This window comes from Burkholderia sp. BCC0405 (assembly GCF_902833075.1).
In the GTDB taxonomy this organism is placed as follows: Bacteria; Pseudomonadota; Gammaproteobacteria; order Burkholderiales; family Burkholderiaceae; genus Burkholderia.
In genome coordinates this window covers 39,660-64,590 of record NZ_CADFEO010000029.1, presented here as the reverse complement: position 1 = coordinate 64,590, position 24,931 = coordinate 39,660, and the positions used below count along the sequence as shown (strand labels likewise).

29 protein-coding genes and 1 pseudogene are annotated in these 24,931 nt (G+C 60.7%); 14 read left to right on the top strand and 16 right to left on the bottom strand.

Going from position 1 to position 24,931, the window contains the following annotated elements; translation table 11 throughout:
* Positions 1–285: 285 nt before the first annotated feature.
* The 6 genes from HWX36_RS33530 to HWX36_RS33505 all read right to left on the bottom strand — a co-directional run bounded on the left by HWX36_RS33530 (position 286) and on the right by HWX36_RS33505 (position 4,810).
* A complete protein-coding gene (locus HWX36_RS33530) occupies positions 286–711 on the bottom strand; it encodes a hypothetical protein (RefSeq protein WP_175719071.1) in 426 nt (141 codons plus the stop codon).
* Between the two features lie 136 nt (positions 712–847).
* The gene (locus HWX36_RS33525) at positions 848–1,213 is read right to left on the bottom strand and encodes a hypothetical protein (protein ID WP_175958053.1); all 366 of its coding nucleotides are present in this window, start codon (positions 1,211–1,213) and stop codon (positions 848–850) included.
* Between the two features lie 7 nt (positions 1,214–1,220).
* Complete coding sequence (locus tag HWX36_RS33520) at positions 1,221–1,406, bottom strand: hypothetical protein (RefSeq protein ID WP_175958052.1); 186 nt, start codon at positions 1,404–1,406, stop codon at positions 1,221–1,223.
* Positions 1,403–2,593, bottom strand: a complete 1,191-nt coding sequence (locus HWX36_RS33515) for a FlhC family transcriptional regulator (RefSeq protein WP_175958051.1) — start codon at positions 2,591–2,593, stop codon at positions 1,403–1,405. The genes HWX36_RS33520 and HWX36_RS33515 overlap by 4 nt, the downstream gene beginning before the upstream one ends.
* A 50-nt stretch (positions 2,594–2,643) precedes the next feature.
* Positions 2,644–3,879, bottom strand: a complete 1,236-nt coding sequence (locus HWX36_RS33510; protein WP_175958050.1) for a hypothetical protein — start codon at positions 3,877–3,879, stop codon at positions 2,644–2,646.
* A gap of 295 nt (positions 3,880–4,174) precedes the next feature.
* Entirely contained in the window at positions 4,175–4,810 is a 636-nt protein-coding gene (locus HWX36_RS33505; protein WP_244136592.1) for a nuclease-related domain-containing protein, read from the bottom strand.
* Between the two features lie 423 nt (positions 4,811–5,233).
* Between HWX36_RS33505 and HWX36_RS33500 the strand changes: the two genes are divergently transcribed.
* From HWX36_RS33500 to ltrA, 7 genes and pseudogenes are all read left to right on the top strand, one after another.
* Positions 5,234–5,599 carry a hypothetical protein gene (locus tag HWX36_RS33500; protein ID WP_175958049.1) on the top strand — a complete coding sequence of 122 codons (366 nt, stop codon included), beginning with the start codon at positions 5,234–5,236 and terminating at the stop codon, positions 5,597–5,599.
* Positions 5,600–5,711: 112 nt separating this feature from the next.
* Positions 5,712–6,161 carry a hypothetical protein gene (locus tag HWX36_RS33495; RefSeq protein WP_175719078.1) on the top strand — a complete coding sequence of 150 codons (450 nt, stop codon included), beginning with the start codon at positions 5,712–5,714 and terminating at the stop codon, positions 6,159–6,161.
* 2 nt (positions 6,162–6,163) lie between these two features.
* Positions 6,164–6,982: a hypothetical protein gene (locus tag HWX36_RS33490; protein WP_244136591.1), complete on the top strand. Its 819-nt coding sequence runs from the start codon at positions 6,164–6,166 to the stop codon at positions 6,980–6,982.
* 11 nt (positions 6,983–6,993) lie between these two features.
* Positions 6,994–7,548: a single-stranded DNA-binding protein gene (locus HWX36_RS33485; RefSeq protein WP_175958047.1), complete on the top strand. Its 555-nt coding sequence runs from the start codon at positions 6,994–6,996 to the stop codon at positions 7,546–7,548.
* Positions 7,549–7,978: 430 nt separating this feature from the next.
* Positions 7,979–9,121 carry a toprim domain-containing protein gene (locus HWX36_RS33480; RefSeq protein WP_175958046.1) on the top strand — a complete coding sequence of 381 codons (1,143 nt, stop codon included), beginning with the start codon at positions 7,979–7,981 and terminating at the stop codon, positions 9,119–9,121.
* 92 nt (positions 9,122–9,213) lie between these two features.
* Complete coding sequence (locus HWX36_RS33475; protein ID WP_244136590.1) at positions 9,214–9,441, top strand: hypothetical protein; 228 nt, start codon at positions 9,214–9,216, stop codon at positions 9,439–9,441.
* Positions 9,442–9,860: 419 nt separating this feature from the next.
* Positions 9,861–11,232 (top strand): annotated as a pseudogene (gene ltrA, locus HWX36_RS33470) (group II intron reverse transcriptase/maturase).
* Positions 11,233–11,322: 90 nt separating this feature from the next.
* Here ltrA and HWX36_RS33465 read toward each other — a convergent pair.
* The 4 genes from HWX36_RS33465 to HWX36_RS33450 all read right to left on the bottom strand — a co-directional run bounded on the left by HWX36_RS33465 (position 11,323) and on the right by HWX36_RS33450 (position 13,190).
* Positions 11,323–11,577 (bottom strand): hypothetical protein, encoded by a 255-nt coding sequence (locus HWX36_RS33465; protein ID WP_175957996.1) that lies wholly within the window; start codon positions 11,575–11,577, stop codon positions 11,323–11,325.
* The gene (locus tag HWX36_RS33460; RefSeq protein WP_175958045.1) at positions 11,574–11,729 is read right to left on the bottom strand and encodes a hypothetical protein; all 156 of its coding nucleotides are present in this window, start codon (positions 11,727–11,729) and stop codon (positions 11,574–11,576) included. The genes HWX36_RS33465 and HWX36_RS33460 overlap by 4 nt, the downstream gene beginning before the upstream one ends.
* Positions 11,730–11,846: 117 nt before the next feature.
* Positions 11,847–12,176 carry a hypothetical protein gene (locus HWX36_RS33455; protein WP_175958044.1) on the bottom strand — a complete coding sequence of 110 codons (330 nt, stop codon included), beginning with the start codon at positions 12,174–12,176 and terminating at the stop codon, positions 11,847–11,849.
* A 9-nt stretch (positions 12,177–12,185) separates the two neighbouring features.
* Positions 12,186–13,190 (bottom strand): PRTRC system protein D, encoded by a 1,005-nt coding sequence (locus HWX36_RS33450; protein ID WP_175958077.1) that lies wholly within the window; start codon positions 13,188–13,190, stop codon positions 12,186–12,188.
* 1,396 nt (positions 13,191–14,586) lie between these two features.
* Between HWX36_RS33450 and HWX36_RS33445 the strand changes: the two genes are divergently transcribed.
* Complete coding sequence (locus HWX36_RS33445) at positions 14,587–15,732, top strand: integrase domain-containing protein (protein WP_175958043.1); 1,146 nt, start codon at positions 14,587–14,589, stop codon at positions 15,730–15,732.
* Positions 15,733–16,070: 338 nt separating this feature from the next.
* Here the strand turns inward: HWX36_RS33445 and HWX36_RS33440 are convergent, their stop codons facing one another.
* From HWX36_RS33440 to HWX36_RS33415, 6 genes are all read right to left on the bottom strand, one after another.
* The gene (locus HWX36_RS33440; protein WP_175958042.1) at positions 16,071–16,742 is read right to left on the bottom strand and encodes a Lar family restriction alleviation protein; all 672 of its coding nucleotides are present in this window, start codon (positions 16,740–16,742) and stop codon (positions 16,071–16,073) included.
* Between the two features lie 110 nt (positions 16,743–16,852).
* Positions 16,853–17,272: a hypothetical protein gene (locus HWX36_RS33435; RefSeq protein ID WP_175958041.1), complete on the bottom strand. Its 420-nt coding sequence runs from the start codon at positions 17,270–17,272 to the stop codon at positions 16,853–16,855.
* Positions 17,273–17,340: 68 nt separating this feature from the next.
* A complete protein-coding gene (locus HWX36_RS33430; RefSeq protein ID WP_175958040.1) occupies positions 17,341–18,573 on the bottom strand; it encodes a DUF1173 family protein in 1,233 nt (410 codons plus the stop codon).
* Positions 18,570–18,710 carry a hypothetical protein gene (locus HWX36_RS33425; RefSeq protein WP_175958039.1) on the bottom strand — a complete coding sequence of 47 codons (141 nt, stop codon included), beginning with the start codon at positions 18,708–18,710 and terminating at the stop codon, positions 18,570–18,572. Before HWX36_RS33425 ends, HWX36_RS33430 begins: the two co-directional genes overlap by 4 nt.
* 7 nt (positions 18,711–18,717) lie before the next feature.
* The gene (locus tag HWX36_RS33420) at positions 18,718–19,038 is read right to left on the bottom strand and encodes a hypothetical protein (RefSeq protein WP_175957995.1); all 321 of its coding nucleotides are present in this window, start codon (positions 19,036–19,038) and stop codon (positions 18,718–18,720) included.
* Positions 19,039–19,062: 24 nt separating this feature from the next.
* Positions 19,063–19,518, bottom strand: a complete 456-nt coding sequence (locus HWX36_RS33415) for a hypothetical protein (protein ID WP_175958038.1) — start codon at positions 19,516–19,518, stop codon at positions 19,063–19,065.
* 75 nt (positions 19,519–19,593) lie between these two features.
* On the opposite strand from HWX36_RS33415, the gene HWX36_RS33410 reads away from it, so the two are divergent.
* The 6 genes from HWX36_RS33410 to HWX36_RS33385 all read left to right on the top strand — a co-directional run bounded on the left by HWX36_RS33410 (position 19,594) and on the right by HWX36_RS33385 (position 24,925).
* Positions 19,594–19,782 carry a hypothetical protein gene (locus HWX36_RS33410; RefSeq protein ID WP_175958037.1) on the top strand — a complete coding sequence of 63 codons (189 nt, stop codon included), beginning with the start codon at positions 19,594–19,596 and terminating at the stop codon, positions 19,780–19,782.
* Between the two features lie 216 nt (positions 19,783–19,998).
* Positions 19,999–21,000, top strand: coding sequence for an N-6 DNA methylase (locus HWX36_RS33405; RefSeq protein ID WP_175958036.1), 1,002 nt, complete (start codon positions 19,999–20,001; stop codon positions 20,998–21,000).
* A gap of 250 nt (positions 21,001–21,250) precedes the next feature.
* Positions 21,251–22,921, top strand: coding sequence for a PRTRC system ParB family protein (locus HWX36_RS33400; RefSeq protein ID WP_175958035.1), 1,671 nt, complete (start codon positions 21,251–21,253; stop codon positions 22,919–22,921).
* 79 nt (positions 22,922–23,000) lie between these two features.
* Positions 23,001–23,456 (top strand): PRTRC system protein E, encoded by a 456-nt coding sequence (locus HWX36_RS33395; protein WP_175719097.1) that lies wholly within the window; start codon positions 23,001–23,003, stop codon positions 23,454–23,456.
* Positions 23,457–23,464: 8 nt separating this feature from the next.
* Entirely contained in the window at positions 23,465–23,683 is a 219-nt protein-coding gene (locus HWX36_RS33390; RefSeq protein ID WP_006757280.1) for a PRTRC system protein C, read from the top strand.
* 99 nt (positions 23,684–23,782) lie between these two features.
* On the top strand, positions 23,783–24,925 hold the full coding sequence (locus HWX36_RS33385) for a PRTRC system protein F (protein ID WP_175958034.1): 1,143 nt from the start codon (positions 23,783–23,785) through the stop codon (positions 24,923–24,925).
* The last annotated feature ends 6 nt before the right edge of the window (positions 24,926–24,931 follow it).

Here is a 24,931-nt window from a genome sequence, read left to right as displayed (position 1 = left end):
TCCATGTTATCGACGGGCAGACGAAGTCAAGTTCGCGTAGCCGCCGGCCCATTTTTACGGCTGGGCGTGCCGAAAAACCGCCAATTCTAATTTACGGAATGATTACATCAGACTTAAGGGGGCAGGGCGAAAAAAATCCCGCCAATGGGCGGGAATCAAGGTCAGGTCTCCATCTGGCCGGCAGGGAGTGATCGCAAAGATCCCTTGTGGCTCTATGATTCTTGCCGTCTGTCCTCACGGACCGAACGTATCTGCGCCTGGTCGCCTTTGGGACAATCCAGAGCGCTACATCTTGACGACCTCAAGCGGGCCGCCCATCACGATGATGATCATGTAGCCAGAGGACGTTTTGAAGTTTCCTGCGGTGAAGCCCGGCTTGACTTTCGCAAACATGATTTCTTGATCGACCAGACCGGTGAACGAGTCGTCGACCTTCGATTTCATCAATTGCTCGAAAAGTTCGCGTGGGAATTTTTCTGCCACTTGAGCGTTCTTTTCCCACGCACCTTTGTGCAAGTAGCTGAAGGTGTACCCAGCTTCGGTTTTCTCGACTTTGAAAGCGGGCACGATCACCCCCTTCTGGGAGGTCCCGAACTGCCCCACCAGAGGGTCGCTTGCGGTAGGTGACGAGGGTGCGTCGCCTTTAGTGCACCCGATCAGAAGAGCGGCAAGGAGCAACGCAGAAGCAAGCCCCGAGAAAATTCGATTCATATTTCCGTGGTCTCCAGGTAAAGCTGAAAAAAGCGTGGTCGAACACGCTTCGAGCCAGATTGTATAGCTCTGCCTGATTCGACATACGAAGGGGAAATGTGAATCCCCGCGTTCGGCTACGAGCGAGTTTCGATAGTCATCTTCCTTTGCGTCGCTTCCAGTGGAAAATCCGCAGGCCGATGAACGCTGCGCCCAACAACGCGGTCGACTTGTACGGGATTGCCATAGACGCGACAGGGACAGCCTGCGCGCCGACGTACATGCACGTGAGGGCAACCAGCACCTTGCCGAACCACGGCCTCGCCAGCAGCCCGAGCACGGGCGGCGGCTGACTCCCCACCCAGGAGGGATACGCCTCGTTGATCTGCTCGAGTTCGAACGAATCGGCCTGCGTGACGCGCTGCGACTGGTAGAACCGTTCGTATCGTTCAAATCGGCCGTCGCCACGGCCGTCAAGCCAGGCGGCATTGCTTTCTGCTACGAGGTAGGCGAGGTCGTCCATGGTGCGCTTAGTGAACGTAGAGCGCCGCCCAAGGCAGCGCGGCTAGAACGTCAACGATGACGAGTCCATCGGCCTCCGAGTAGTACTGCTCGGTTTCATCGTCGTACCACGCGAATTGCGGCCGGCGATCGCCGTTAATCACGATCAGGCTGGCTGGTAGATCGGGTAGGGTGCGGTCGTCGCCGTTCTTCATTGCGCCCTCGCTTTGCCGCTGCGGCGTTTCGCGCCGAGCTGCCCCGTGCAGGCCGGGCAGTCGAAGCTATGGTGCATCTCGATCTTCGTGTCGTTATTGCTGACGATGTATTCGGTTCGGCAACTGCGGCACGGCGCGATGGTGAGCCGATTGTCGGCCGCCATCGCCCGCGTCAGGTTGCAGCCGCGGTCGACGGAGATTGCGTGTTGGCCACCGAAGATCTGCTGGTAGACATCGTTGGTTGCGATCAGGGCTTGCGGTGCGTTGGCGCCGGCCGCCAGCGCGGCGCGGTAAAGCCACGTGAAGATCGTGCCATGCAGGCGGTTGGCCGGGGTTTCGACGAACCAGTTCAGAGAGTTTGGCGTGTTGCCGCACGGCGAGCTGGTGCCGTGCATCTCGACATACCGTTGGCGCATCGCATTCTGATTCAGCCGGAACAGGCTGGCGGCCGTCGACGCGCGGCAGCCATATGCCATAAGGGCGTGGGCGTACGTCTCGTTCTTCTCGCGCGGCAGGCGCAGTTCGCTCCAGCCGGCCTTGTCGGGCGCGCTGTTCATTCGGATTGGCGACGTGGCCATGATCTGGTGCGCCACCATTTCGTCGGTCAATTCGCTCGCGGTGAACTGATACCAGAACGTCGGCGAGTTGAAGCGCCAACGGAAGAGAGGCAGTCCTTTCATTCGCCCGAGTGCGATCCGTAATTTGTAGGTCGGTACAGACGCGAGGTAGGCGACCACCTCGGTCGTGACCCCGAGCAACGGTGCTGCGAGCACGCTCAGGTGAATGACGCTCGTGACCAGATCGAGGAAGGCCCGGTTGTGGTGCTCAACCGAGAATTTCGCCAATGCGTCCAGCGGGGGCAGTTTGCGAAAAAGCTGGTCGACCGCGACGGTCGTGGGCGTATCGTCGACAAAGCATCGCCAGTCCTCAACCGTCTCGAGCGTCGGGGCTACCATCAGGAACGGCGTGCGCAGGAGGTTTCGCAGGGAAGCCTCGTTGTTCTTGACGAGGTCGATCTCCTTGCGCTCGACGGCCAGAATATCGTTGAAGGCGCCATCCATCTCCAACAGCCACCTCATTTGGTCAACGAGGTCGAAATTTGTCACCTGGATGCGCTCAAACAACCAGTTGGGTACGTACAGTCGCTCGATCGAACGGTAGGTCTCGCGCGAATTCTTCTTGTCCATTTTTTGTATCTCTCTTCTACAGCACAGCAATAACGCGTGGCCCGTACGTATCAGGCCCGTGCGGCCGCTGTCACCTCGCCATGAAATTTCCCGATCAGGTCACCGAACGCCTGGAACAGCGGCTTGAAGCGGGCCGGGTTACCGTCAGCGGTCGCAAGCAGCTGGGCGCTGTGATATTCCTGAACGAACGCGCTAAACGCGTCGATCAGCCCGCGGATCTTCTTCTCGAGCACCTCGCCCGCTTCGATCGCCGCACGGTGTGCCTGCGCTTGTGCCTCGAGTTCGGCGAGTTGCGCCTGAGCCTCTTCAAGCCGGGCGTTGGCGGCCTTGTATTCGGCGAGCTTATCCGCCACGGCGTCTTCCAGGTTCGCATAGGCATCCGGCAGAGTCGGTACAGGTACCTCGGTCTTGACCGGATTGGCTTTCAGCCTGACGATTTCAGCGGTGAGCTGTTCGACCTCGCGTTCCGTGTTTGCGAGTGTGTGCTGCAGCGTGCTCACCTGCTTGCCAGTCGAGGCAAGCGAAACCTGAGTCTCCTGCGCTTTGGCTTTCTCGCGAGCCTGTTCCTGCCGGACGTTGGACAATTCAGCCGAAAGGCGGTCGATCTCTTTTTGCGCGTCGTCCAGTCGACCGACAGTCGCGGTTAGCTGGGATGTGGCTTCCTCGATGCTGTTGTCCTTTCCTGCAATCTGCTCTTTGAGGGATGCGACGAGCTGGGTAACTTCGCTCTTGGTGAGGGTGGGGTCCTCACGCTTCGCATCGATCACCTTCTCGACGATTTCGTCACTGATATGGTTATGGACGAGCAGTGACATGTCGCTGATCGTGAGCATTTCGACCGCGCCGATGTTGTTCGAGAACTTGTTGTAGCACCGGATGTACAGGCTGACGGACGACTTCGACTTCCGGAAGAGCTTGGTCAAAAAGGCGTAGACGAGCTCGGCGGCCATGTTCCGGACCTTTCGGGTGTCTCCCATCGTACTGACGTAATGCCCGATCACCGATGCATGGATGTGTGCGAAGTTGCCGCCGATCCGCATATGTTCCTGCAGGATCTTCCGGGTCGAATGCGCGACTTCTTCGGTCTCGTGGATGATGATCCGAATCAGGTTTTCGGGCAGGTCGCCGAACATCTCGCGCGCGGTGGCACTGAGTTCGAGCTTGTCCGGCACGTGCGCGAACGTGGCAGGCAGGTCGAGTTCTTCGCTGTCCGACGCGGAATTGTCGGGGACGGTGGGATCGAAGGTTTCGTCGTTATCGGGCGTCTTCGACGGTTTCTTGGACAAAGCGTTCTCCACATTAGAGGGGGTGCCGTCCCTGGCACGGGTACGGCGGCTAGTTGGATCGGGCGGAGCCCTTCCAGAAATGAGACCCGGCGGTTTGCACCAGCTTACGCGGCGCTTTTCAGCGACAAGGGACGAAAGCTGCACGAAACAATGTGTCTTTCGCTGGATGGCGCTCGCCGACAAGATGAAACTGATTATTTCAAATTGTTAACAAATGTAAGCAAGTGGTCAGTTGTTTACGGAATATTTCTGGCTAACTTTATGGCGATGAGCCGAAAGCGCAGCCCCGGTTGGGTCAGGGACGGTCAGCCGATTGACGACGCCCCACGCTGCAGTCACGTTGATGTTGGGTTTTCCGGACTTCGCGTGCCGATCCCGTTGGGTGCGCAACCAGTAGGCGAGGTCGCGAAGGGTGACGAGGGCGAGCGGAAGATCGGGGGAGAGCGTGCAGGATTCGTGAGCAAAGACGCCGAGGCCTTGGACGTTCCAGACTGCGGGAAGCGTGCCCCGCAGAAAGGCCACCTTCGCGCGGTTCTGGCTGACCGGCGAGCGGCGTTCTTCTAGCTTGCCAGCCCGGCTGGTGGCACACGACGGTGTCGGCGGTGCTCCCGGGCACAATGGCGCCGGCCCAGTTTTTCGTCTCGATCACGAAGATGCCAAACGGCGTGACAACGAGATGATCGACTTCGGCGGTCGGATACTCGGTGCCCGGTGCGTGCAGCAGAAGCAGGGCGGTCGGGTGGGCATAGAAGTCATCGCCGCAGAGCTGGGAGAGGATGCAGCGCAACTCGGCGAGCACGCGCGCCTCGCCGACATCGCCCGAGACCTGGGCTCGCGTTACCGGCGACGCGGAAGGGCGACGCGGGTGGGATTTCGTGTACTGCTTGGACAGTGCCCAGACACCGACCAGAAGGATGAGAATCCAGAACATGTGGATGCGCCTCGTTTGTTGAAGTGACGCGTCCAGTTTGTCTCCGATTTTTCGAAGTCAAGTTCCGGAGAAAGCTATACGATTTTCTGGAGCATTCTCGGTTTCGCCCTTCAACCGGTTGCGTCGAGGCGACGTGGCCAAAGCTGTACGCGATTGGCGAGCATTCGGCGCGGCCCTCATCTCAGTGCGGCTTACCCTACCTCTATCACGCGTTCCTGACGCATCGACCTGCTCGAGCCAAGCGGCTCTGCCATTTCGCGGCCCGCCCGCGCTTTCCCTTCAATCTGCCCTGAGCGATTTCGTGCGCTGACCTCGCGGTCGCGGACGAAAGCGCTTCGCGCCGATTTCCTTGCTCGTTCCGAGCATCGAAGCCACCGGGCGTTGTCTGGACATCCCCTTGTTCGATTTTCTCTGGAGAGAAGCATGTTGAAGTCCCTGTTCACTGGCGCGTTCAAATCGCCTGTCAAGTTCCTCGCTCTGTGTTTGGCGGTCTATATCGCGGCGCACTCGATTTTTGTCGCGCTGCTGATGGTTGGCGCTGCATTCAATCACTTCAAGGGCAGTGCAAAGAAGGAGCCACGCTCGTCCGACCGCGATCACGCGGAACGTCAAGATGTTGCGGCCGAGGCTCTGCAGGGGACTGCTCGCGGTCAAGCCAGATCTGCACGTTCCGATATGCAGGCGACTACGGTACCGCAACGTCAGTATGCGAAATCGGCCGTCGTCATTCCCATGAAGGCTCGGCCGAGTTCGGCAACCGCCCAAACCCTGAAAACGGGCACGAAGTAAGTCGCCCCAGTCCGACCGTGCGAAGTAATTCGCACGGCCACCCCATCTCCCACCGGGAACCACGTTCCCGGTATGGGGAATGAGGTGCCCGGTCGCTATCCGGAGCACGCTCATGAAACCGCAAGTAGCTGGTTGGCAGCTCGACTTTTTCGGCGGAGATTCGCCGATTCTCATCACCCCCCCCAAGCCTGATCCCTTGCCGGACCCCGAACTCTGGGAGCCGCATGTGCGAGAGAAGCTTGCCGAGGCGGTGGTCTTTTTCGCCCTCGACAGCCGGCATAGCGACAACGTCCCCGAGGCGCTGATCGATTGCGCTGAGATTCTGCATCAACGGCTGTGCAATCGGCCGGTCGACAAGGTCGACTATTACGCGACGCTCGGCTGGATCATGGAGCTATGGACCGGGGCAATCCCATACCAGGTCGTCTGCGCGCTTGGACGTGTGCGACCTCGCGCCATGCAGGACGCAATCCGAGACGTTCCGCTGCTCAACTATGACTTCAACCGACTCAATCGCTGGTGCAGTGGTCAGCTGTCGCTGGAGGCACAATGGGTGGCGTAGCGATGTTCTTCACGCGCATGCTTGCACAAGCATTCCCGGGCGGTTCTCGGGCGTCGACGGTACATCAGCCGCCGCCGTCCGGCAGTGTTGAACGCACGGTCGGGACTGGCGCATCCAACGAAACGTTCGTGACGATCGATGGGATTACCCACCTGTTCGTTGATGAAGGCGACTGTGTGGCCGAGTTCATACCGGCCTTCGACGATGCGCCCGGCGATACGATGTTCGGCACGAAGATCCTGCCGGCACTCGCGCCGCATTGGGCTCTGTTGCATCAGCACACAGTTCCGCTGAAGGATGCGATCACAATCTCAATTCGTCGCGAAAGCGTGCCGCCGTCTCCCGGTTCGGGCGTCACTTCAAACACGGCAGTCTCGGTTTCTCGGTCGCCGCACGCGTCAGCCGCTCCGCAATTTGCATCTGACAATGAAGGAGAGCTACGCGGCTCAGAACCAGCGCGCGAATCCAGAAGACCTAGAAATCAGCGCGCTGGCGGCGATGACATGGGGCATTCAGCCACCGTCAAAGGCCGCATCACGGGTTGGGGCGAAGAAGAGTTTCCCAATCGGCGCCCTGGAAAGCCTCCCACCTACACGTCGTTCGCGTTGCGTCTCGAGACGCGGGGCGGCGATCGAGTGCTGCAGGGCGAAGGCCTGAAAGAAGCGATCAACGAATGTGGTTGCCGCGTCGGCGACGTCGTCGCGGTGAAGCGTCTTCGCAAGATCAAGGTGCCGGCGTTCCGCCAGGAGGACGGTTCACCAATTCTCAAGAACGGCCAGCAAGTCCTGTGGGACAAGTGGCTGTGGTCAATTACCAAGTGAAGGAGTTCTAGATGGCATCTGTTAACAAAGTGATCCTCGTCGGGAACCTCGGCGCTGATCCGGAAGTGCGGTATCTGCCGAGCGGCGACGCTGTAGCGAATGTGCGTCTTGCGACGACCGATCGCTACAAGGACAAAGCGTCCGGCGACTACAAGGAAATGACCGAGTGGCATCGCGTCTCGTTCTTCGGCCGGCTGGCCGAAATCGTGAGCGAGTACCTGAAGAAGGGCAGCTCGATCTACGTGGAAGGCCGGATCCGCACACGGAAATGGCAGGGCCAGGATGGACAGGACCGTTACTCCACCGAGATCGTTGCAGACCAGATGCAGATGCTCGGCGGCCGCAACAGCGGAGGCCGTGGTGAGGGCGGTGGTCACAGTGGTGATGGTGACTTCGAACAGGGTACGCGTCGGCAGCCGGCCGCTCCTGCATCGCGCTCGGCAGCCGGCCAACCGTCTTCGAACCCCTCGGCGCGTCCTCCGCAGTCGGCGCTTCCGCCGGCTCAGACGCAGTCCTATGGTGGTGGTGGCGGGTTCGATGAAATGGATGACGACATCCCATTTTGATTTGACCCTATTTAAATTTCGCAAGCTGATGGTGCTCCCGTAAGGGCTCACCGTTCGATTGTTCTCTCCCGTTTCATCTCACCTTTCGCGAGCTGTCGTGCCCTCGGGCGCGGCAGCTCGCCGTCCATCGTTCCTCGCGTAGTTCATATCCAGCTGACGTTGCTGAACCAAGTCGACGCGCTCGCGCGCGGCTTCGTTGAGCAAGCGTTTCTGCGCCTGTCTCAGGCATCGAAAAACCCGCAGTCCAACAGGAGAAATCCGTGAACGAGAAGTGCTTTTGCCTTTTGTCCCGTTCGGGGTTCTCCGTGTCGCGTCGATCCGGCGCGACGTTGGGGACCACTGCGGAAGAGAGGCTTTGTGATCCAACTGTGCTGGCCATCCGAGTGATGGCGGCATGCGTTTCCGCCGTCGGGCGAATGGAGGACGAATCATGCGTGAGCTGAACAAACTGGTTCTCTCGAACCTGGACTGGTCGAATATTTTTCCGCATTACATCGACAGCCGATTTTTGAGTGGAAAAGGGCGGTGGTGGACGTGTCCGCTTTGCGATGGGGAAGAAACCTTCCGAATCTATCCGGCTGCGAGAGACCCCAACGGTGGTTGGCATTGCGCCCGCTGCCTGAAGGGCGGTACGGGCGTGCAACTGATCCACGAGGTGACGGGCAAGCCGTATCGCGAGATCTACTACGAGCTCGAGACGGGCAACTATAACGGTGGGATTTCCGCCGCGGTGGTGCGCAAGGCGAAGCCTGCTCCTGCCCGACCTGAGAAAAGCGACGAACAGAAGCGTCGCGAAATGCAGGCCGCGTGGGATGGTGCTGCTCCGGTGACTGTTGATTCGCCCGTCTGGACGTATCTGTCCGCGCGGATCCCCGGGCTGCGGCCCGAGTGGATTGGACGCGACGTGCGCTGCCACCCTGGCATGGAGTACATCGGTGCCTGTGGGAAGAGGCAGGGAAAGTTTCCCGTGATGCTCCAGCGCGCACGATCGCGAGCCGGTAAGCCGCAGCGTGTCCATCGTACCTACCTCACGGTCGAGGGCGGGAAGGTTCCCTTTCTCACGAAGAACGGGAAGCCGCGGGCGAAGCTGGAGATGAGCGCGCCGGCCGGTAGTTTCGGTTCGTCGGTGCTGCTCAACACGACACGTTCTCGAACGCTTGCTCTGGTGGAAGGCGCCGAAACCGGCTTCGCGGTCGTCGCACGGTATGAGAATCGCATCGAGGTCCGCTGCCTGTTGAATTGTGGTGGCCTCGAACATGCCGATATCAACTGGGACGACTACGACCACGTGATCATCTATGCCGATCACGACAAGGTCGACAAGCGCCGCGGTTTCAGGCCGGGTGAGCATCACGCGCAGGTCCTTGCCGATCGCATTCGTGCGCACGGTAAGCGCGTTTCGATCGTGAAGTCGGTCGTCGAAGGCGTGGATTTCTGCGACGTGTGGAAGCTGCAGCACCAACGACGTACGCAGCTGCGTGATCGCGTACAGGCGCGTCAGCTGGCGCGTGAGGAAACGCGGAAGCGGAACCTCGCGCAAATCCGCGGTAACAGGATGTGTGCAGCAATGTGAATTCGACGCCGGCATTCGCCGGCACTCTTTTCTTACCCGGTGGGGATACGTCCCCACCGGGCCGTATTCCGCCGGGCTACATCACGAGGTGAATGATGGGCTCGTTTCGACTTGTGCTGGATGAGTTTGAAGTGGTCGCCGCATCGGCGGCAGCGGCGCCTGAGGGGGCAACGGATCTTTCCGAAGCTCCGCGTTTCGACGTGATCGACCGACTGCTTGAAGGTGACGATCGCTTCATCCTGAGGGATGAAGCCTTCCAGCCGGCGGTTGACTTCTGTATTGCTTGGCTCGAAGAGAAAGAGAAGAGCAGAAAGCACTAAATCTGACGGCAAGCGGCTTCCTTCGGGAAGCCGCATTTTGTGCGCCCAGCATGGGCGCACTCCTGCGGGTGTAAGTCCCGCCGTAAGTTGGTCACAACGAACGAAGTGAAGCGCAAGTGCATGAGTGTGACCGAGTGTGGGAAGGAAGCGTGGAGCGTAAATCGCGAGCCGATGGACAAGAACCGTATAGAAGGCATTGCTGAGCAGGGCGAGCGGGCAAAAGACCGCGAAGCTCTTGTGACCAAGGCGAGGCGATGTAAATACGGCGGTTGTGCGGTGAAGGAGTGCGTTCTTACCTGGGGAGACCTTGTTTTACGTCTGAAAGGGCGACGGTGACGAGCCGGAGCAAGGAGTCAGCAGAGGCCATAGTAGCCGCTAGCTAGGGGCGAAGGGCCGAACGAGTAGGAGAGTGATCGGTCATGTCGTTCGAACGGGCAAGGCATCAGAAGTTCGGGAAACCGGAGCGAATCGCGGAGTGGCGAGGTGAAGCTTCGTCGGATGCGGGGCGCGATGAAGCACGTGCGGCACGGCGAGAATCCGAAAGCTCAGGATGGGAGGACCTGCTAGTGCAGGCCCTTTCGACCACGAACATGGTGTTGGCATGGAAACGTGTCAAAGCCAATCGTGGCAGTGCAGGGGTTGACGGACGGACGATCTCCGAAACGGCGAAATACCTGAAGACGCACTGGCCGCAGATTCGGAAGGAAATACGAGACGGAAGCTACCGGCCTTCAGGCCGTGCGGCGCGTTGAGATTCCGAAGCCCGACGGTGGAGTGCGGGAACTGGGGATTCCGACGGTGACGGATCGACTGATTCAGCAAGCCCTTCTGCAAGTCCTGCAACCGTTGATTGATCCTAGCTTCTCCGAACACAGCTACGGCTTCCGGCCGGGCCGGCGAGCGCGTGACGCGGTGCTGATGGCACAAAGTCATGTGCGGGACGGCTACGACGTAGTCGTCGACGTGGATCTGGAAAAGTTCTTCGATCGAGTCAATCACGACGTTCTGATGGAACGGCTATCAAGGCGAATCGAGGATAAAGCTATTCTTCGGCTGATCCGCCGATACCTCACGGCCGGGGTCATGGACGGCGGGATCACCAAAGAGCGATTTGAGGGAACGCCGCAAGGTGGTCCGCTATCGCCCCTCTTGGCGAATGTGTTGCTGGACGAGGTGGATCGAGAGTTGGAGCGGCGCGGGCATCGGTTCGTGCGCTACGCCGACGACTGCAATGTTTATGTACGCAGTCGACGCGCGGGTGAACGTGTACTTGACGGGTTACGCTGCCTCTACTCAGCTCTACGCTTGAAGGTCAACGAGTCCAAAACGGCGGTTGCACCTGCGACGGGTCGAAAGTTCTTGGGATACGAGTTGTGGCGTCACCCAAGTGGCCAAGTCAAATGTGCGGCTTCGTTTAAGGCGCAGGACGCCTTCAAGCAGCGTATCCGGGAGATTACGCGTCGGTCGGGCGGCAGCAGTATGTCGACCGTGGTGGAACGACTACGGCAATACGTGCCCGGGTGGAAGGCGTACTTCCAACTGGCACAAACACCGAAGGTGTTCCGCCGACTGGACGAGTGGATCAGACACCGGCTGCGTGCACTGCAGCTCAAGCACTGGCGTCGGGGTACGACGGTCTATCGAGAACTACTAGCGCTGGGCGCGTCGGAATCATCTGCGCGGAAGGCCGCTGGGCATAGCCGCCGATGGTGGCACACCAGCGGGCGGGCACTGCATCTCGTGCTCTCCACTGGTTACTTCGACCGGCTCGGCGTACCCCGGCTCTCATAACCTCAACTGCTCGAACCGCCCGGTGCGGACCCGCATGCCGGGTGGTGTGGGAGGGGAACGGTCAGGCTTCTGACCGCCCCTATCCCGATTTTAGTTGCGCCCAAGAAATCGAACGACGAAGAAAATGACCTTGAACATCCGCCACATCCCACTGGCCCAATACGCACCGATCCCGCCAACAAGGAGACACAGATCCGCGATGTCTCCCGCGCCTCGGTTGTGCATGAAGGCACCGGCCATGAAGAGCAGCGAGTACGCCAGGACGAGGATGATCCGCCGCACGACAAAAGGTAGGGCGCGGAAGCCGCGGGCGATCGCGGACAGTCCTCCGGTGACGGCCTTCATTCCGCGTCCTTGGTGTTTGCGACGCGGGCGTGCCACGCGGCGACGAAATACTCGGCGGCGATAGCGGCCGCGACAACGGCGAGCCAAAAGAACGGGGACGCCAGCTTATGGACCAATTCCCCGCTTCGGATCCAGTCGATCAGTTCCAGCATGTTTTCTCCTTATATTCCGGCGCGTGGCGTGGGACACGTCTCGATCACCGACCTCGTACTGCTATTCTCTCAGGTCTAAACAAAAAGCAAGGCGCGAATAGACGGACCGACGGTTGGTCACATCCAAGCGCCGAGCTGCTCGTGAAGTGATTCATCAAAGCGTGCGCCATCAAGACTTCCGTCGCCGACGCTGAGCACTTCAAACCCCTCGCCACCGCCCGTGCTCGACGGACGTACCGGCTCGGACTGGCGTGAAGGCTGCGTAACGACCGGCGCCAGCGATGCGCCGCCGCCGCGCCCGGTCAACTCCTGACGCAGCGCCGATTCTGCCAACGCTTTGAGCAAGGCGGCCCGGCGACGGGCCGACGGACACGCGCTCAGCCGCTCGAACAGCAGCGGCGACACGAGCTCGTTGATCGTGATGGTCATCTCGATCTTGTCGCTCATGTCTGCTCCTTACCGGCGTTCGCGGGCGACGCTCGATTCCCCGACCAGCAGGAATCCGCGAACGTTCGCGAGACACGGCGCGTCGATGACCTCGATGACAACGCGCGGGAACGCGTAACGGATGACGGACGCATAGAGTGCCGCACCGCCACCGGACAGGATGATGGACCGGACGTTTGCCAGGCGGCCCACGTTGTTCTGCATTTCCTTCACGACGCCCGAGATCAACGGCTGAGCTTTTTCGAGATAGGGCGCGAGGTCGATGTTGTTGCCGTAGAAGAAAAACGGCGTCTGCTCGCGCAGCGCTTTGTCGATCCGTTCGATGTCCTCCACCGCGTCACCTTGGTCGCGTGCGATCAGCTGCGCGATGCGCTGGTAGATCTGAGATGCGCCGCCGGGCATGCCGCCGCTGCGCTTGTCGTCCATCGCGAAGCCGGTCGCGTACACCCAGTCGGTCGTGAAGTAGCCGACGTCGACCACGAGATGTTCGACGTCGCGACCAAACCCACCGTTGCGGTTGCTGGACGCGAGGACGAGCGAGCCAAGCGGTTGCGGGATCACCATCACCTTGTCGACCTTCACGCGGCCGGCACCGAAATCCAGCGTGCCGGTGAAACGCTCCATCAACTCGGCGGCGTACTTCTTCAGGTTATGAACCGGCAGGCCGAGAACCAGGCGCTCGATGTGCGTCACGCCGGCAAAGTGGATCGCACCGAAGAGCAGCGCGGCGTAGTTGTTCGTGAGTATGTAGTCGTCGGCAAGTGCACGACCGGTGTTCCCGTATGCCGCCGTCAGCGACACATCCGGACCGACCTCATACTCGACCTGGTCGATCACGATCGTTGCGACCTTCCGCGCGGTGAGGACGCTGTCGCCGTATCCGGCGATCGAGCGGCTTGCCGCCAGCGGTGCGAGGGAGGGGAACATGCCGGTGGCGACGTTGTTGTTCCCGGCGCGGTGCGCGTACTTCGTGTTGCCGTAACCGACGTCGATAGCAAAGACTGCAGTTTTCAAGGGCGACTCCTTCGGTCGAAAGTGTGAGATGGCAGGTGCAACGTCGAACCTGAAGCCTGACTCCGGCACGGCCGCTATTCGAAAGTCCTAGATAAAGTCGGACATTGAGTGCTGGCTGATTTCGAAGTCGGACATAAAGTGGGAGATTGCAGTGGCGAGCCCTCGAATCTCCCGGATAAAGTCCGAGATTGCGTGATCCAGTCTATCGAGCGGTTCGCGAAGTCAAGTTTTGGAAAGCGGCGCACTTCCCGCCACCTTTCGCGCGGCCGAGCGTGACAAAACGGCCTAATCTGGACATCACCTACCGCGTCATCGACGCATCGACTCCGAGCGCCAGGCGCTCACACCTCCCTTCCGGCCCGTTCTGGGCCTCCAACGCAGTGAAATGACCGGGCCGCACATTGACGCGGCCTTTTTCTGAAGCAAATCAAGTACACAGTGGTCCACCTTGAGGACCCCTGGACAGTGCGATATCCATACGATCGGCGGCGGTTTGCCGCAATGGGACGCAATGAGGACATGTGGACACCGGACACCGGACAGTCCACGCGGCCTCAATTGCGTCTGCTCACGCCCTTTCAGCGAACGAGCTGGGTGCGTTCAGGAAGCCCGACACACCGCGGCCGACATGAACGTGCTTGGGGGCGGGGGAAGTCTTGCGATCCGGAGAGACCGGCGTCGCGATTCCCTGATTGGAAGAAAGAACGGTAGGCGCAGCCGTAACCCAAATGCGCAACAGGAATTGCCCGGCACATAGCCCGGCGTCGGCGACCGCGAGGTCCGTCGGCGTCGAGACGCGCAAGCGTCCGGCTGGCAGGGTAGCCACGAAGCTGGACTGTGCGGAGGCAATCCGCGCAGCGCGTCCGACAAGCGGGCGCGAAATGATCGGAGACGGTTTGCGCGAAGCGCGAGCTGCGTCGGTCATGGCAGCAGGTTGGACGGTCGGAATGCATGCTCTTCCCATGCATCGGGCTGATCGGATGGAATCGCTAAAGGACAGGAAGCAGCAAGACCGCGCCGGCGGAATCCGGCAGAGCCGTCTGCGCGAAAGCGATGGCGGAAGCGGGATAGTCCAGTGCGGCGCCAGGTAGGGGTGGCCCGCTGGAAAGGTGAACGTTTATGGTTCAGTGCTCGAGGTCGAAGTTGAGCGCGCTGGGGCGTCCTGAAATCCGGCGTGGAGCTTTCGCGGAGCGCGCATTGCCTCCTTGACGGAGGGGCCGCGCGTCGTACGATGGCTCGCGCATAGGTGGCGATGCTTGCCCTCGTGAATGCGGCGAGGACATCGCGGAGCGAGCTCCACTGAACGTTGCGGCGAGCTCGGCATGTCGATTGATTGAATTGAGCGGTGGGAGATTCCCGCCGGGTGTGAGCGGCGTTGGCCGCAAGGAGTAGATGTATGGCTGCGATCCTCAACGTGCGGGCTGTTGTGGGCCGCTATCGACTGGCGCCCGAGTTTCGCGACGCGCTGCTGGTTCTTTTCGATCAGCACGTCGCGGAGATTCATAGCACGACACGAATCAGCAAACGTGCGTTGTCGATCAAGACGCAGGAATACCGGGCGACTGCGATCTGCAAGGCGTTTGTCGAATTGCGCGAGGGCGGCTTCGCGTTGCAAACGCCCTGGTCGTTGAAGACCAAGCACGTCGAGTACCTCGTCGATCGATGGGTGAACGAAGGGCAGTCGGGCGGCACGATCGAGAACAAGCTCACGTACCTGCGTGCACTCGCGCAGTGGCTAGGCAAGGCCAACCTTGTCGGTACGCTCAGCGACTACGTTGATCGACGTGCGGCAGGCCTCGAGCGCAGCTATGTGGCGACCGAGGACAAATCGTGGGTGGCGAACGGCGTTGATGCGGTGGCGAAGATTGAAGAGATCGCGCAAACGTGTCCGTACACGGCAGTGCAACTCAAACTGCAGGCGGCGTTCGGGCTGCGCGTCGAAGAGAGCTTCATGCTTCGCCCATTGGAAGCGGTGCGCGATCCGCACAACCTCGCGGTGACGCGTGGAACGAAGGGCGGTCGGCCGCGCGAGGTGCCGATCGAGCGAAAGATCGAGATCCTGGAGGAGGCCGCGCGCCTGAGCAACGGCGTGACGGGATCCACGATACCCGCTGGCCGCTCGCTGAAGCAATGGCGCGACTGGTACTACTACGTGCTCGCCAAGCACGGCGTGACCAAAGGCGGTATCGGGGTGACGAGTCACGGGCTGCGCCACGAGTATCTGCAGACGCTCTATGCTGACGTCGCCGAGGTGCCGGCACCGATCAAAGGCGCGTCAGCACGTCCCGATCCGGCGGCACATGAGGATGCCAAGCGACGGGTGGTCGAGGCGGCAGGGCATAGCCGCCCGTCGAAGGCGAATGCCTACTTGTCCACATTTGCGCGGCAGGACGAAATGCGGAAGATGCCGCCAACCGTCGACGAGGCAAAGGCTGCGCTGGAGGCGTCGAACGGAAGCAAGAGCCACGCTGCTGCGGCGCTGGGCATCTCGCGGCAGGCGTTGTACCGAATGCTCGGTGCGCAGGCGAGAGAAGCGACCTGATTCGGGGTGCAGGCGCCGGCGACGTGCGGAGATTAGGGGCGCGAAGATGTAGCCGCGCAGAATGCGCTTGAAATCAGGGGGTGATATTGGAGTTGCGGCGGGCCGCGGCTCGATACACTGAGTGTGTCTCTCTCAGGTTCTGGCACGGCCCTCGGATTCAGCTAGAACCATCGTTCAGCCGGCGAAAGCCGGCTTTTTTTCGCCCGCAGTATCGGCGCGAGCGCGCGATCCTATCTTTCGTGGAAGTGCTTATCGTGCCGTGCGTGATGTCGATCGCGATGAGGATCACCATCGAGTTGTAGCAGCGCAGCTATTCGGACGCAATCTGCCTCCCTCGACTACCACCGATCTCTGTCCGGCATGGCGTCGACGGCAATAGCGATTCGGTCCTCGAACAGAAAATCGCGGTGCTCGCTCGGCGAGTGAATTTTCGGGAATTGGACATAGTCCGCGCCGTCGACGTCGATCCATTTCGCAAGCTGGACGAGCTTCCGGTATCGCCCGGCGTCCTCGAGCACGGGTGCAATCGGCCAGGTGTCGAAGGTGACGACGGTCGCGTCGACGATGCGTTGCGCCAGCATCTTGAATATCGGGCCGACTTCGTTCCAGTCTCCTTCGACGCGGGCTAGCATGTCGAGGACCAGCTGCGTGTCGCAGGCGCCGAGTTCCCTTTCGATCAGGCCGCGTAAGTCTTCTTTTAATACCGCAGGGCGATTCAAGCGACGGTTCCAGGTTTCGGCGCATCGGTCCTTCGCCGCAGTCTCGTCGTCGCCAATCGCTTCCCACTGCGTCGACATGCCGCAACCAGTGCAGTAGATGCAGACGATCGGCTCGGTCTGAGGGGCTTCGGGCGGGCGGGGCATTACATCGCCGATTCGCGGGGGACCGCCGAAACGGCCGAACTGGCTGAAATCGAAGAGGCGATTCTCATCGCCGTCAACGAGTCGTTGGGATCGGCCGACGGTCGGCCGGCCGCCACAATGCTCACATGGATAGAGCTGTTCGATCATTTGTCGGAAGGTTGTAAGTTTCTCGTCGCCGGCATTATTGCTGTTTTTGCAAGGTAGCAATACCGAGAAAAGCGCGGATATTCCTTCCGATTAATTAAGGGTCCGGCAAATTAACGTCGAGATGCGCGTTTCTCGGTAGCGTGAATAAGGGCCAGGAGTGATTCGGTAGACGTTCCCGAATGCCCGATTTCTTCAGAGAATGCCAGGGTGCCACCACTTGGGTCGGTAGGAAATACCCGTCGAGCGGCCTGGTCATTCGCGACGACCCACAAATGCCACGCGCGTGCGTAATGCCACCACGTTCCAGCACGATCGAGTTCGGCCCACGACGCTCGAAACTCAAGGATAGCGCCGAAGCTGGTGAAGACCGCGCAACGCATGCCATGGGCATCGGTGACCGCGACGGCGAGTTGACGGCCGCCGGAGATCGAGTCGGCCCGGTGGCACGCCATGGAGAGGGTGGGGAAACGCGGGCCCCACTGGTCCGTGCGGGAGATCGCGCGTTGAAGGAACAGTGCCTTGCCGTACATTGAAAGCGTCCTAGTTGAGAAGATGCCTCCATGATGCTCGGCGCGGGGCGAAGTCAAGTTCCGATAGATCAACGCGCAGCGGGGGGGAGTCGTACGGCGGCTAGGTCGGTCAGGTCGATGTTCCATTCGACCGCCTGGATCCCGCGCGCGAGTCGAAGGCGCTGCTTTTCTCGCTTGCGAGCTTCATACTCGGCCATGCCGTTCATGCCATAGACCTCGACGTGCGTCGGCGCCGCCGTGTCAGTGAGGACGAAATCCGGCAGCATTTCAGCTCCAGCTTCGAGACGGATGGGCTTGTCGAAGCTGCGGCCTTTGCCGACGAGCCGATTCGCCATCGCGACTTCGTGGATTGAGTCGCAGCTGATGTAGCTGGAGGAGCAAAGCATCGCGGCGAGGTCGACCACGACGTGATGGCCCTTGGAGGTACGTTCGATCACGAGAATGGCGGCGACTCGTGCGGCACGGTCGCCGAGTGCGCGTAGTGCGTGCGCGTATCGCTTCTCGGCGAGTGCGATCAAATCGCTGCTGCAGTAGTAGCGCTTCGCGCTCTGGCGCAAGGTGATTGATCGGCCGTATGGGGTCGTGCCGATCGCCAAGATTTCGCCGATGACCAGGCCGCGATGGTTCGTGCCGTCACGCTGGCTGACGCGATCGAGGAACGCATCGAATTCGGCGTTGATCGCTGCTCGATCTGCCTCCTGGAACCTGCGCATGACATGCAGGACCTTTTCGGCTGGTTCGCCGTTGATAACGGCGTCACCAACCTCCGCGAGGAGACGCGCATTGCAGACACCCCAGTTCCGGGCTCGATCAGCACCAGACCAGCGGTTGAGGCCGGCGACTTGCCAGAGTGCTTGGAGGAAGCCGAGGAGCGGCGCTGACCGGCGCGACGTAGTGGGGCTGCCGATTTGGCGAGCGCTCTTTGACGTGGTGCCGACCGTGCGTTGTGTGAGGGCGACGGCGAGTTTCGCCCTCATCCCGGCCGCGGTGGCAACTATGCCCGGCAAGGTCTTGCCAGAGTCGCTTCCACTTCCGTTCGGGTCTTTGTGGAACGAGCAGGACCGGCGATCGTGCAACGGCCCTTCCTCCGGCCACCCCGCGAGATGGAACAGGCTGCCGTATCGGCGGATCTGAAGGCGCAGCGGGGCGGCCACGCCGCGGCATAGGCACTGCGCGTAGCCTGGATTGACCTTCGCGCGCTCGAGCTGCCGAACGAAGGCGGCGGGATTTTCCTGGACGTCCTCGAGTGGGACGGCGATGCCAGCGAATGAAACCTTGATCGAAGATTTGTTTGCCGTCATTGGGTGCTCCGATCAATCGTCCCGGAGAAGTCGGTGGCCTTACCGTACCGGGCGATCAGCCGGTACGCGCCCAGCGTCGAATTCTCCATCGCGTGTGTCGTGACATCTGTCGGCGGATTGCTGTTCGAGTTCATCATGTGTGGGTTAGATCCATTCGTTTATCGGTGGGTGTCTGAGTGTCGGCGGGACGTACTCCGTACCCGTGTCCTTGTCGATCAAGAGCCACTGACCGTTGGAGAGCCGCGTCACGTGGCAGTGCGGATGACGCATCTGCATGATTCGAGTTGCGCGGCCGCGCTCGTAGTGCCGAACGGTTGCCATCACGAGCCGGACGGTAATCGCGGTCGCGACGAGCAACGAGGTGACTGCCAGGGTCGCGAGGTATAGCCAAGCTGCGTCGCCGCCGAACTGGGTGACCAGTTCGCCAGCAGCCTTGCCGGGTACCGTTAGAGTCCGAAAGTACACGTTCGAGAGCGCCAGCGTGAGGACTCAGCTCGCGCGGCGACGGCGACACCCGTCGCGATCGCGGCGAAAAGGACCGAGCACCATCGCGAGTCCTACCGAAAGAAACACGACGATCGCATACGACCACCAGAGGCGATTACCTAGCTCCGTAGCCAGTGCTTCGATCGGCCGCTGCTCGAAACTTTTCGACTGGCAGATCGGGGAAGCCGGAAGCGCATGGGCAGGAACCTTGTCCTTGCAAACTTCGATCGAAAGCGAACCGGGCCGCGCGGGCGGGTTGGTCGCTGTCTGCGCGGCGAACTGCAAAACCTCACGCGGAATCGTCTCGAAGGAGAAGTTGCTATACAGCGCGAGCACGCCACCCAGGATCATGCTCGGAATCACGAAGAAAACGTAGAACGCCAGTTTGGCGACGAAGAAGGCTTGGCTGATGGGATAGCGGATGCGGTCAAGAGGGACGCGCTTGGAGAGATCGTTCATTTTGTGACTGCCCGGTTGGAGTGACATGGGCGACGGATGTGCCCACCTCAACCATGCAACTCCAGGCGGGCAGAGATGACGGAGAAAGCGCACCTGTTTTCCGCAGCTTTTCGCAAAACCCCGCTCAACCGGTTGCGTGAAGTTGTCGATGCTCAACAATTGAGCATTGACGCGCAAGCGCCGCCAGGCTTGGCAGCGCATGACTTATCCACAAGCTTGTGCAGCGCAATTGTGGGTATCTCGACCGCTCGACAAGCGGCGTGAAAGCGTGCCCGAACCAGACCGCATATTGAGGCGGCGGGTTCGGCATCCCGCTTTACCATCTCGTCCACCTACCGCGTCTACGACGCATCGACCAATGGCCGCGCGCGGCCCACCTTCTTTACCCCTACGGGATCACACCCGTCGGGAGTGCTCTCCCGTCACCAATTTGGAGAGCACCATGTCCGTATCAATCGTCTGCACGCTCGAGGTTGCAGCATGAGCCGTAAGAGCGCAGAAAGAAGGTTCGCACGCGCGGCTGACCCACATCAGGCCGAGCTCGTGAAGCTGATCCAGCAGTTTGGCTACTCGCACCAGACGAACACGGTGTTCGCCGACTTCGTCGAGATGGCCGCAATCGCACTGAGCAACAGCGTCGACAAACCACAATTTGACACGCGCGAGAAGCGCTACCTGGAGATCGTCGGAAAGTACAAGCCTGACGAGGTTCAACTGTTTGCACGGATGTTCGCTGAGCTGACGCTTTCGTTCGAGCATCGACTCGGCGTCGACGACGACCTGCCGCCGGGCGCATTGCCCTGTTCGGGAAACCTGACCGACGTGCTCGGCGAGACGTACATGATGATGGGCATCGGTAACGACCGGGCGGGCCAGTTCTTCACGCCATATAGTGTTTCGCGCCTGATGGCAGGCATAACGATCGGCAGCCGAAGCGAGGTCATCGAGCAGGAGGGGTTCATGCGCATGCAAGAGCCTGCATGTGGTGCAGGTGGCATGGTCATCGCGACGGCAGACGCATTGCTTTCGATTGGCCAAAACTACCAGCAGACCATGCACGCAACCTGCATCGATATTGACGCACGCTGCGTCCATATGACGTACCTGCAGCTGTCGATGATGCATATACCCGCGATCATCGTGCATGGAAATGCGCTCACAATGGAGGTGTGGGGCATGTGGTACACCCCGGCACATATCCTAGGCGGTTGGCGGGCGAAGCTCCGACAGCGCAGACAGGCGGACGCTCTGCGCGAAGTACTAGCGCTAGAGCGAACGAGCGTCCGTCCCGACTCTGGTGCGGAGCCAGTTCGGGATGGCGAATTATTGCTCGTCGAGGAAGTCGTTGCGGTTGCTGCCGTTGAGGAGCCGGCGGCGGAAATGCAAACGAGCGACGACGCTCTTTGTGATCTCTTCGACGCGGCGGTTGCGGAGTCGAAGGCCAGCATCTTCGATGCCGTCGACCAGCTGGCCCTCTTCTAGGCGGCCGCGGTGCGCCTGTCTTCTTAACTCAGGCCCGATCTCTTGATCGGGCCTTTTTCGTTGCGTGATCGATGAAAGCTAGGTGTTTCTTTCGGGCTTTCCGGCGAGCTCTCGAAAATTCAAGCGGTATCTTTTCCTCATCTACCGCGTCTCTGACGCATCGACTCAGCCGGCGTCGCCGGCATTCCTTTTCAACCCCATCGGGAACCACTCCCGATCGGGGGCAGGTTCCCTTTACGGAGAACCTGCAATGCAACAACCGACTCTTCCCCTGCGCCGAATCAAGCGCGCACACAACCCGCGAAAGTACTTCGACCCGGTAAAGATGATGGATCTTCGTGCCAGCGTTCGCGAGCACAAGATTATTGAGCCAGTCGTCGTGCGCGCTATTGACGATCCCGACTTCGATGCTGAACTCATCATCGGTGGCCGCCGTTGCGTCGCAGCTGAAGCTGAGCTGGGTCTCGACTACGACATGCCGATTGTTTACCGAAACGTCGGTGACGTGGAGGCGCGAACCCTTGCGCTGGTCGAGAACATCCAACGCGATGATCTGGCTCCCTCGGAAGAGGCGATCGACGCGGCCGAGCTGGTCGGCATGCACAAGGGAGATCGAGACGAGGCCGCACGCGTCCTCGGATGGTCCCGCCAGAAGCTCGACAGCCGCCTCGCCCTCATGAACTGCAGTATGAGCGTGCTGGAAGCGCTCAATACTCGAACGATCAACCTTGGTCATGCGGAGCTGCTCGCTGCAATCTCGAAAGAGAATCAAGACAAGGTCTTGCCGGTCATCGTCGCTGAAAAGCGATCGGTTGCCGACGTGAGAAAGCTGGTTGAGTCTGTCGCGTGTGCGTTGAGCACTGCGATCTTCGACAAGGAGGCGTGCACTAGTTGTCCGCACAACTCGTCGACGCAGTCGGCTCTATTCGGCGAGTCCATCGCGACCGGCAACTGCACAAACCGCGCGTGCTTCAGCGAGAAGACCGAAAAGCAGCTTGAGGCGACCGCTGAGAGCCTGCGTGAAGAGTATCCGGTCGTCCGCATTGTGCGGGCCGGCGACAACCACACGCGAGTCCAGCTGGCGGTTGACGGGCCGAATGGTGTGGGTGAGGCGCAGGCGAAAGCTTGCCATGGCTGCCAGAACTACGGCGTTGCCGTCAGCGGGCTGCCCGATTCCATCGGCAAGACCTTTCGCGGACAGTGTTTCGACACCGTCTGCAATATGCGAAAGGTTGCGGATCGGATTACGGCTGAGAAGGCAGCGGCGAAAGCTTCGACCTCTGACGCCAAGGGCTCGCCCGCTTCGATCAAAGCAGCGGGCAAGAGCGCGGCGAGCTCCGATGCGTCCGCGCCGGCGGCCGTCACCGTGGTCGCCGAATCGGACCGAGTGAAGCAGTATCGCGAGGCGCTCTGGCGAAAGGCGTTGCGTCGCGAAGTCGTGAAGGATGCTGGGCTGGCCCGGCAATACTTGATCGCGATCGTCCTCGCCGGCTATGCGCGGCAGATCAAGGAGGAGGCTTTCCGGTCGGTATTCGAGAAGGTGACCGACGAGAAGGCGCCGGCGGCCGATTTCGGCAAGGCGCTTTCGCTGAGCGCCTCCGCGAACGATGAGCAGCGGGCCACGCTGATGACCGGCATGCTTGTCGCGGCGATCGAAGGCCTCGATGTGACCTACCTCCGCCAGCTCTGCAAGCACCACAACCTCGACCTGACTCGGCATTGGAAACTCGACAAAGAGTTTCTGGAGCTCGTCACCAAGGCCGAGATGATGGTGATCGCGGACGAGCTTGGGTTGCGCGCGGCGATGGGAGACAACTTCAAGAAGGTGTTCTCCAAGTCGAAGGCTGATGTCATCACCGCGTTGCTTGCTGTCGAAGGGTTCACCTACGAAGGCAAGCTCCTGAAGGTCCTCAAATTCTGAAGAGCGGCAGGCCGTTGGCCGAACCGCATCGACATCTTGCGCCGCCTCGTGCGGCGCTTATTTTTTTCTGGAGTTTTCTATGTTTCAAGAACTGGAGTTGCTGATTCGCTCGGCGGAGAAAGTCGTGTTGTCGTTGGCGATGGAAGGCGATCGCATCGTCGTGGTCGTGATTCCGTCCGGTGGTAAGGATGCCGCGCTCCGGCAACCCCTGATCCTCAAGGCGTCGGCCGCGGAGCTCGATGAGGGCTTCGCAGCCGCCGTCCGGAGCTTTACGGCCGCGCACCAGTCGCTTGGCGAACAGGTGCAGGCGACCAACGCCATTCTCGAAGCGCAGCAGCAGACGCAGGTGAAGAAGGCGCAGAAGGTACTGTCGAAATCGTCGACGCCGGCGGCCGCGCAAGCGTCCACGGCGGACGACGCCGACGACGACGGAGATGGCGAGGGTGCAGCCGCACCGTCGGCCGCGCCGACGCCGTCGCCTGCTGCAGCCGAGCAAAAGCCGGCCGGCACGGATCTGTCCTCGTTGCTCCTGTGAGGTGAACCATGTCCATCAGCATTGCAGCGTTGGTACGCGAGTTCACCTACAACGGTATGGCGCTCATGGATCCCGGCCCGGCATTCTCGGCGGACCAGGTGCGTGATCTATACACCGCCCAGTATCCGGAGCTGACGACCGCTGCGGTCGACGGCCCCGATATCAAGGGCGAGGTGGCGCACTACAAATTCGTCCGCGCAGCGGGTGCCAAGGGCGCCCATGCGTAAACGCGATCTACTCAAAGCCCTGTCCATTCCGGATGGTGGCTTCAACCAACAGGAACCGGCCGAAAGGCCGGTTTTTTTATATGACGAGGAAATGCGGAAATGTTCTTCGATCCTGCACTCCCTGATTCAGGCATCGCAGCTGGCTCGGCCGCGCGCTGGCAACCGCCACGCGCTGCCGCTGCCGGACGTCGACCTGCCGCTGATCTTCTGACGCTTCCGTCCTTCTCGACGGGGGTGCCGGGGGCGGTGCGGTTGAAGTGGCGCGAAAACGTGAACCTGTCAGATTTGGTCCTGAAGCATTTCCAGTACGGGCCGTTGCGCGCAGGTGATGTTCATAATCCGGCCGACGCCGGCGACGCGTTCCAGCAGGCGTTTCATGCGTGGACGCGACGTCAGTATGGGCAGTTTTCCCGGCTCCGATTTACGCCGCATCTGTTCGACGCGCATGCGGTTCGTGATGTTCTCGATGGCCTCGGTAACGGGAACAACGATGAGGATCCGACGCCGCTATTTTTTGGGTTCGGTCTTGAAGACGAGTGGGTCTACTCGCTTGAAGGGGCGATCGAGACACTCCGGTCGGCCCACCCGTTGCTCTTCCGAACGGTGATGGCCGCGGTGTACCGCGCGTCGGCCCGGACGATGTTCGTCCGCCTGCCAGACTGGTTCTTGTACGAATTTTCGTGCTGGTACTGGGACGCCGATCCGAACATTTCTGACAAGGATGCGGACGAAGCGCTGAAGGAACGCTTCGAGGACGACATCGAAACCCGTTCAGCGTATCTGCCGTCGATTGTGCGGCCGGCGCTTTGCCCGGACGACGCTGATCCGTGTGTGTTTAGACGCGGTAAGTGGCGTGATCGGCGCGCCATGACCGACCCGGAGCTGGTGCGGCTTCGCGCTCGCAGCAGGGGCATGCCTCGGCGCGTATGCACCGAGGTTCTCAACCTCCGGGCGCTGATGCGCCGTAGCCGAACGCGAGATCTGTTTCACGTGAGCTACGACGCAAATCCTGTCTATGGAATTTGTTCGGTGATCGTCGAGGACAACGAGTTTGTTGGCGACCTTCTCGACCATCACTTTGACGGTGCCGCTCAATGCGGGGATGCGACGACCTACAGCGGGTTCTCCCGGCTGGAGTCGACCCCGAAGGCTATCCGCCGCCAGTACGCCGACCTGGCCCTGGCGTTTCGAATTCTCACTCATCTCGACCGGCTTCTCGCGCTGGTGAGTCAACCTACTTAAAGGAGT

Excerpts from the sequence above, each read along its gene's own strand:
- HWX36_RS33530 (WP_175719071.1), bottom strand. The coding sequence starts at position 711 with ATGAATCGAATTTTCTCGGGGCTTGCTTCTGCGTTGCTCCTTGCCGCT.
- HWX36_RS33525 (WP_175958053.1), bottom strand. The coding sequence starts at position 1,213 with ATGGACGACCTCGCCTACCTCGTAGCAGAAAGCAATGCCGCCTGGCTT.
- HWX36_RS33520 (WP_175958052.1), bottom strand. The coding sequence starts at position 1,406 with ATGAAGAACGGCGACGACCGCACCCTACCCGATCTACCAGCCAGCCTG.
- HWX36_RS33515 (WP_175958051.1), bottom strand. The coding sequence starts at position 2,593 with ATGGACAAGAAGAATTCGCGCGAGACCTACCGTTCGATCGAGCGACTG.
- HWX36_RS33505 (WP_244136592.1), bottom strand. The coding sequence starts at position 4,810 with ATGTTCTGGATTCTCATCCTTCTGGTCGGTGTCTGGGCACTGTCCAAG.
- HWX36_RS33500 (WP_175958049.1), top strand. The coding sequence starts at position 5,234 with ATGTTGAAGTCCCTGTTCACTGGCGCGTTCAAATCGCCTGTCAAGTTC.
- HWX36_RS33495 (WP_175719078.1), top strand. The coding sequence starts at position 5,712 with ATGAAACCGCAAGTAGCTGGTTGGCAGCTCGACTTTTTCGGCGGAGAT.
- HWX36_RS33490 (WP_244136591.1), top strand. The coding sequence starts at position 6,164 with ATGTTCTTCACGCGCATGCTTGCACAAGCATTCCCGGGCGGTTCTCGG.
- HWX36_RS33485 (WP_175958047.1), top strand. The coding sequence starts at position 6,994 with ATGGCATCTGTTAACAAAGTGATCCTCGTCGGGAACCTCGGCGCTGAT.
- HWX36_RS33480 (WP_175958046.1), top strand. The coding sequence starts at position 7,979 with ATGCGTGAGCTGAACAAACTGGTTCTCTCGAACCTGGACTGGTCGAAT.
- HWX36_RS33475 (WP_244136590.1), top strand. The coding sequence starts at position 9,214 with ATGATGGGCTCGTTTCGACTTGTGCTGGATGAGTTTGAAGTGGTCGCC.
- HWX36_RS33465 (WP_175957996.1), bottom strand. The coding sequence starts at position 11,577 with ATGAAGGCCGTCACCGGAGGACTGTCCGCGATCGCCCGCGGCTTCCGC.
- HWX36_RS33460 (WP_175958045.1), bottom strand. The coding sequence starts at position 11,729 with ATGCTGGAACTGATCGACTGGATCCGAAGCGGGGAATTGGTCCATAAG.
- HWX36_RS33455 (WP_175958044.1), bottom strand. The coding sequence starts at position 12,176 with ATGAGCGACAAGATCGAGATGACCATCACGATCAACGAGCTCGTGTCG.
- HWX36_RS33445 (WP_175958043.1), top strand. The coding sequence starts at position 14,587 with ATGGCTGCGATCCTCAACGTGCGGGCTGTTGTGGGCCGCTATCGACTG.
- HWX36_RS33440 (WP_175958042.1), bottom strand. The coding sequence starts at position 16,742 with ATGATCGAACAGCTCTATCCATGTGAGCATTGTGGCGGCCGGCCGACC.
- HWX36_RS33435 (WP_175958041.1), bottom strand. The coding sequence starts at position 17,272 with ATGTACGGCAAGGCACTGTTCCTTCAACGCGCGATCTCCCGCACGGAC.
- HWX36_RS33430 (WP_175958040.1), bottom strand. The coding sequence starts at position 18,573 with ATGACGGCAAACAAATCTTCGATCAAGGTTTCATTCGCTGGCATCGCC.
- HWX36_RS33425 (WP_175958039.1), bottom strand. The coding sequence starts at position 18,710 with ATGATGAACTCGAACAGCAATCCGCCGACAGATGTCACGACACACGCG.
- HWX36_RS33415 (WP_175958038.1), bottom strand. The coding sequence starts at position 19,518 with ATGAACGATCTCTCCAAGCGCGTCCCTCTTGACCGCATCCGCTATCCC.
- HWX36_RS33410 (WP_175958037.1), top strand. The coding sequence starts at position 19,594 with ATGACGGAGAAAGCGCACCTGTTTTCCGCAGCTTTTCGCAAAACCCCG.
- HWX36_RS33405 (WP_175958036.1), top strand. The coding sequence starts at position 19,999 with ATGAGCCGTAAGAGCGCAGAAAGAAGGTTCGCACGCGCGGCTGACCCA.
- HWX36_RS33400 (WP_175958035.1), top strand. The coding sequence starts at position 21,251 with ATGCAACAACCGACTCTTCCCCTGCGCCGAATCAAGCGCGCACACAAC.
- HWX36_RS33395 (WP_175719097.1), top strand. The coding sequence starts at position 23,001 with ATGTTTCAAGAACTGGAGTTGCTGATTCGCTCGGCGGAGAAAGTCGTG.
- HWX36_RS33390 (WP_006757280.1), top strand. The coding sequence starts at position 23,465 with ATGTCCATCAGCATTGCAGCGTTGGTACGCGAGTTCACCTACAACGGT.
- HWX36_RS33385 (WP_175958034.1), top strand. The coding sequence starts at position 23,783 with ATGTTCTTCGATCCTGCACTCCCTGATTCAGGCATCGCAGCTGGCTCG.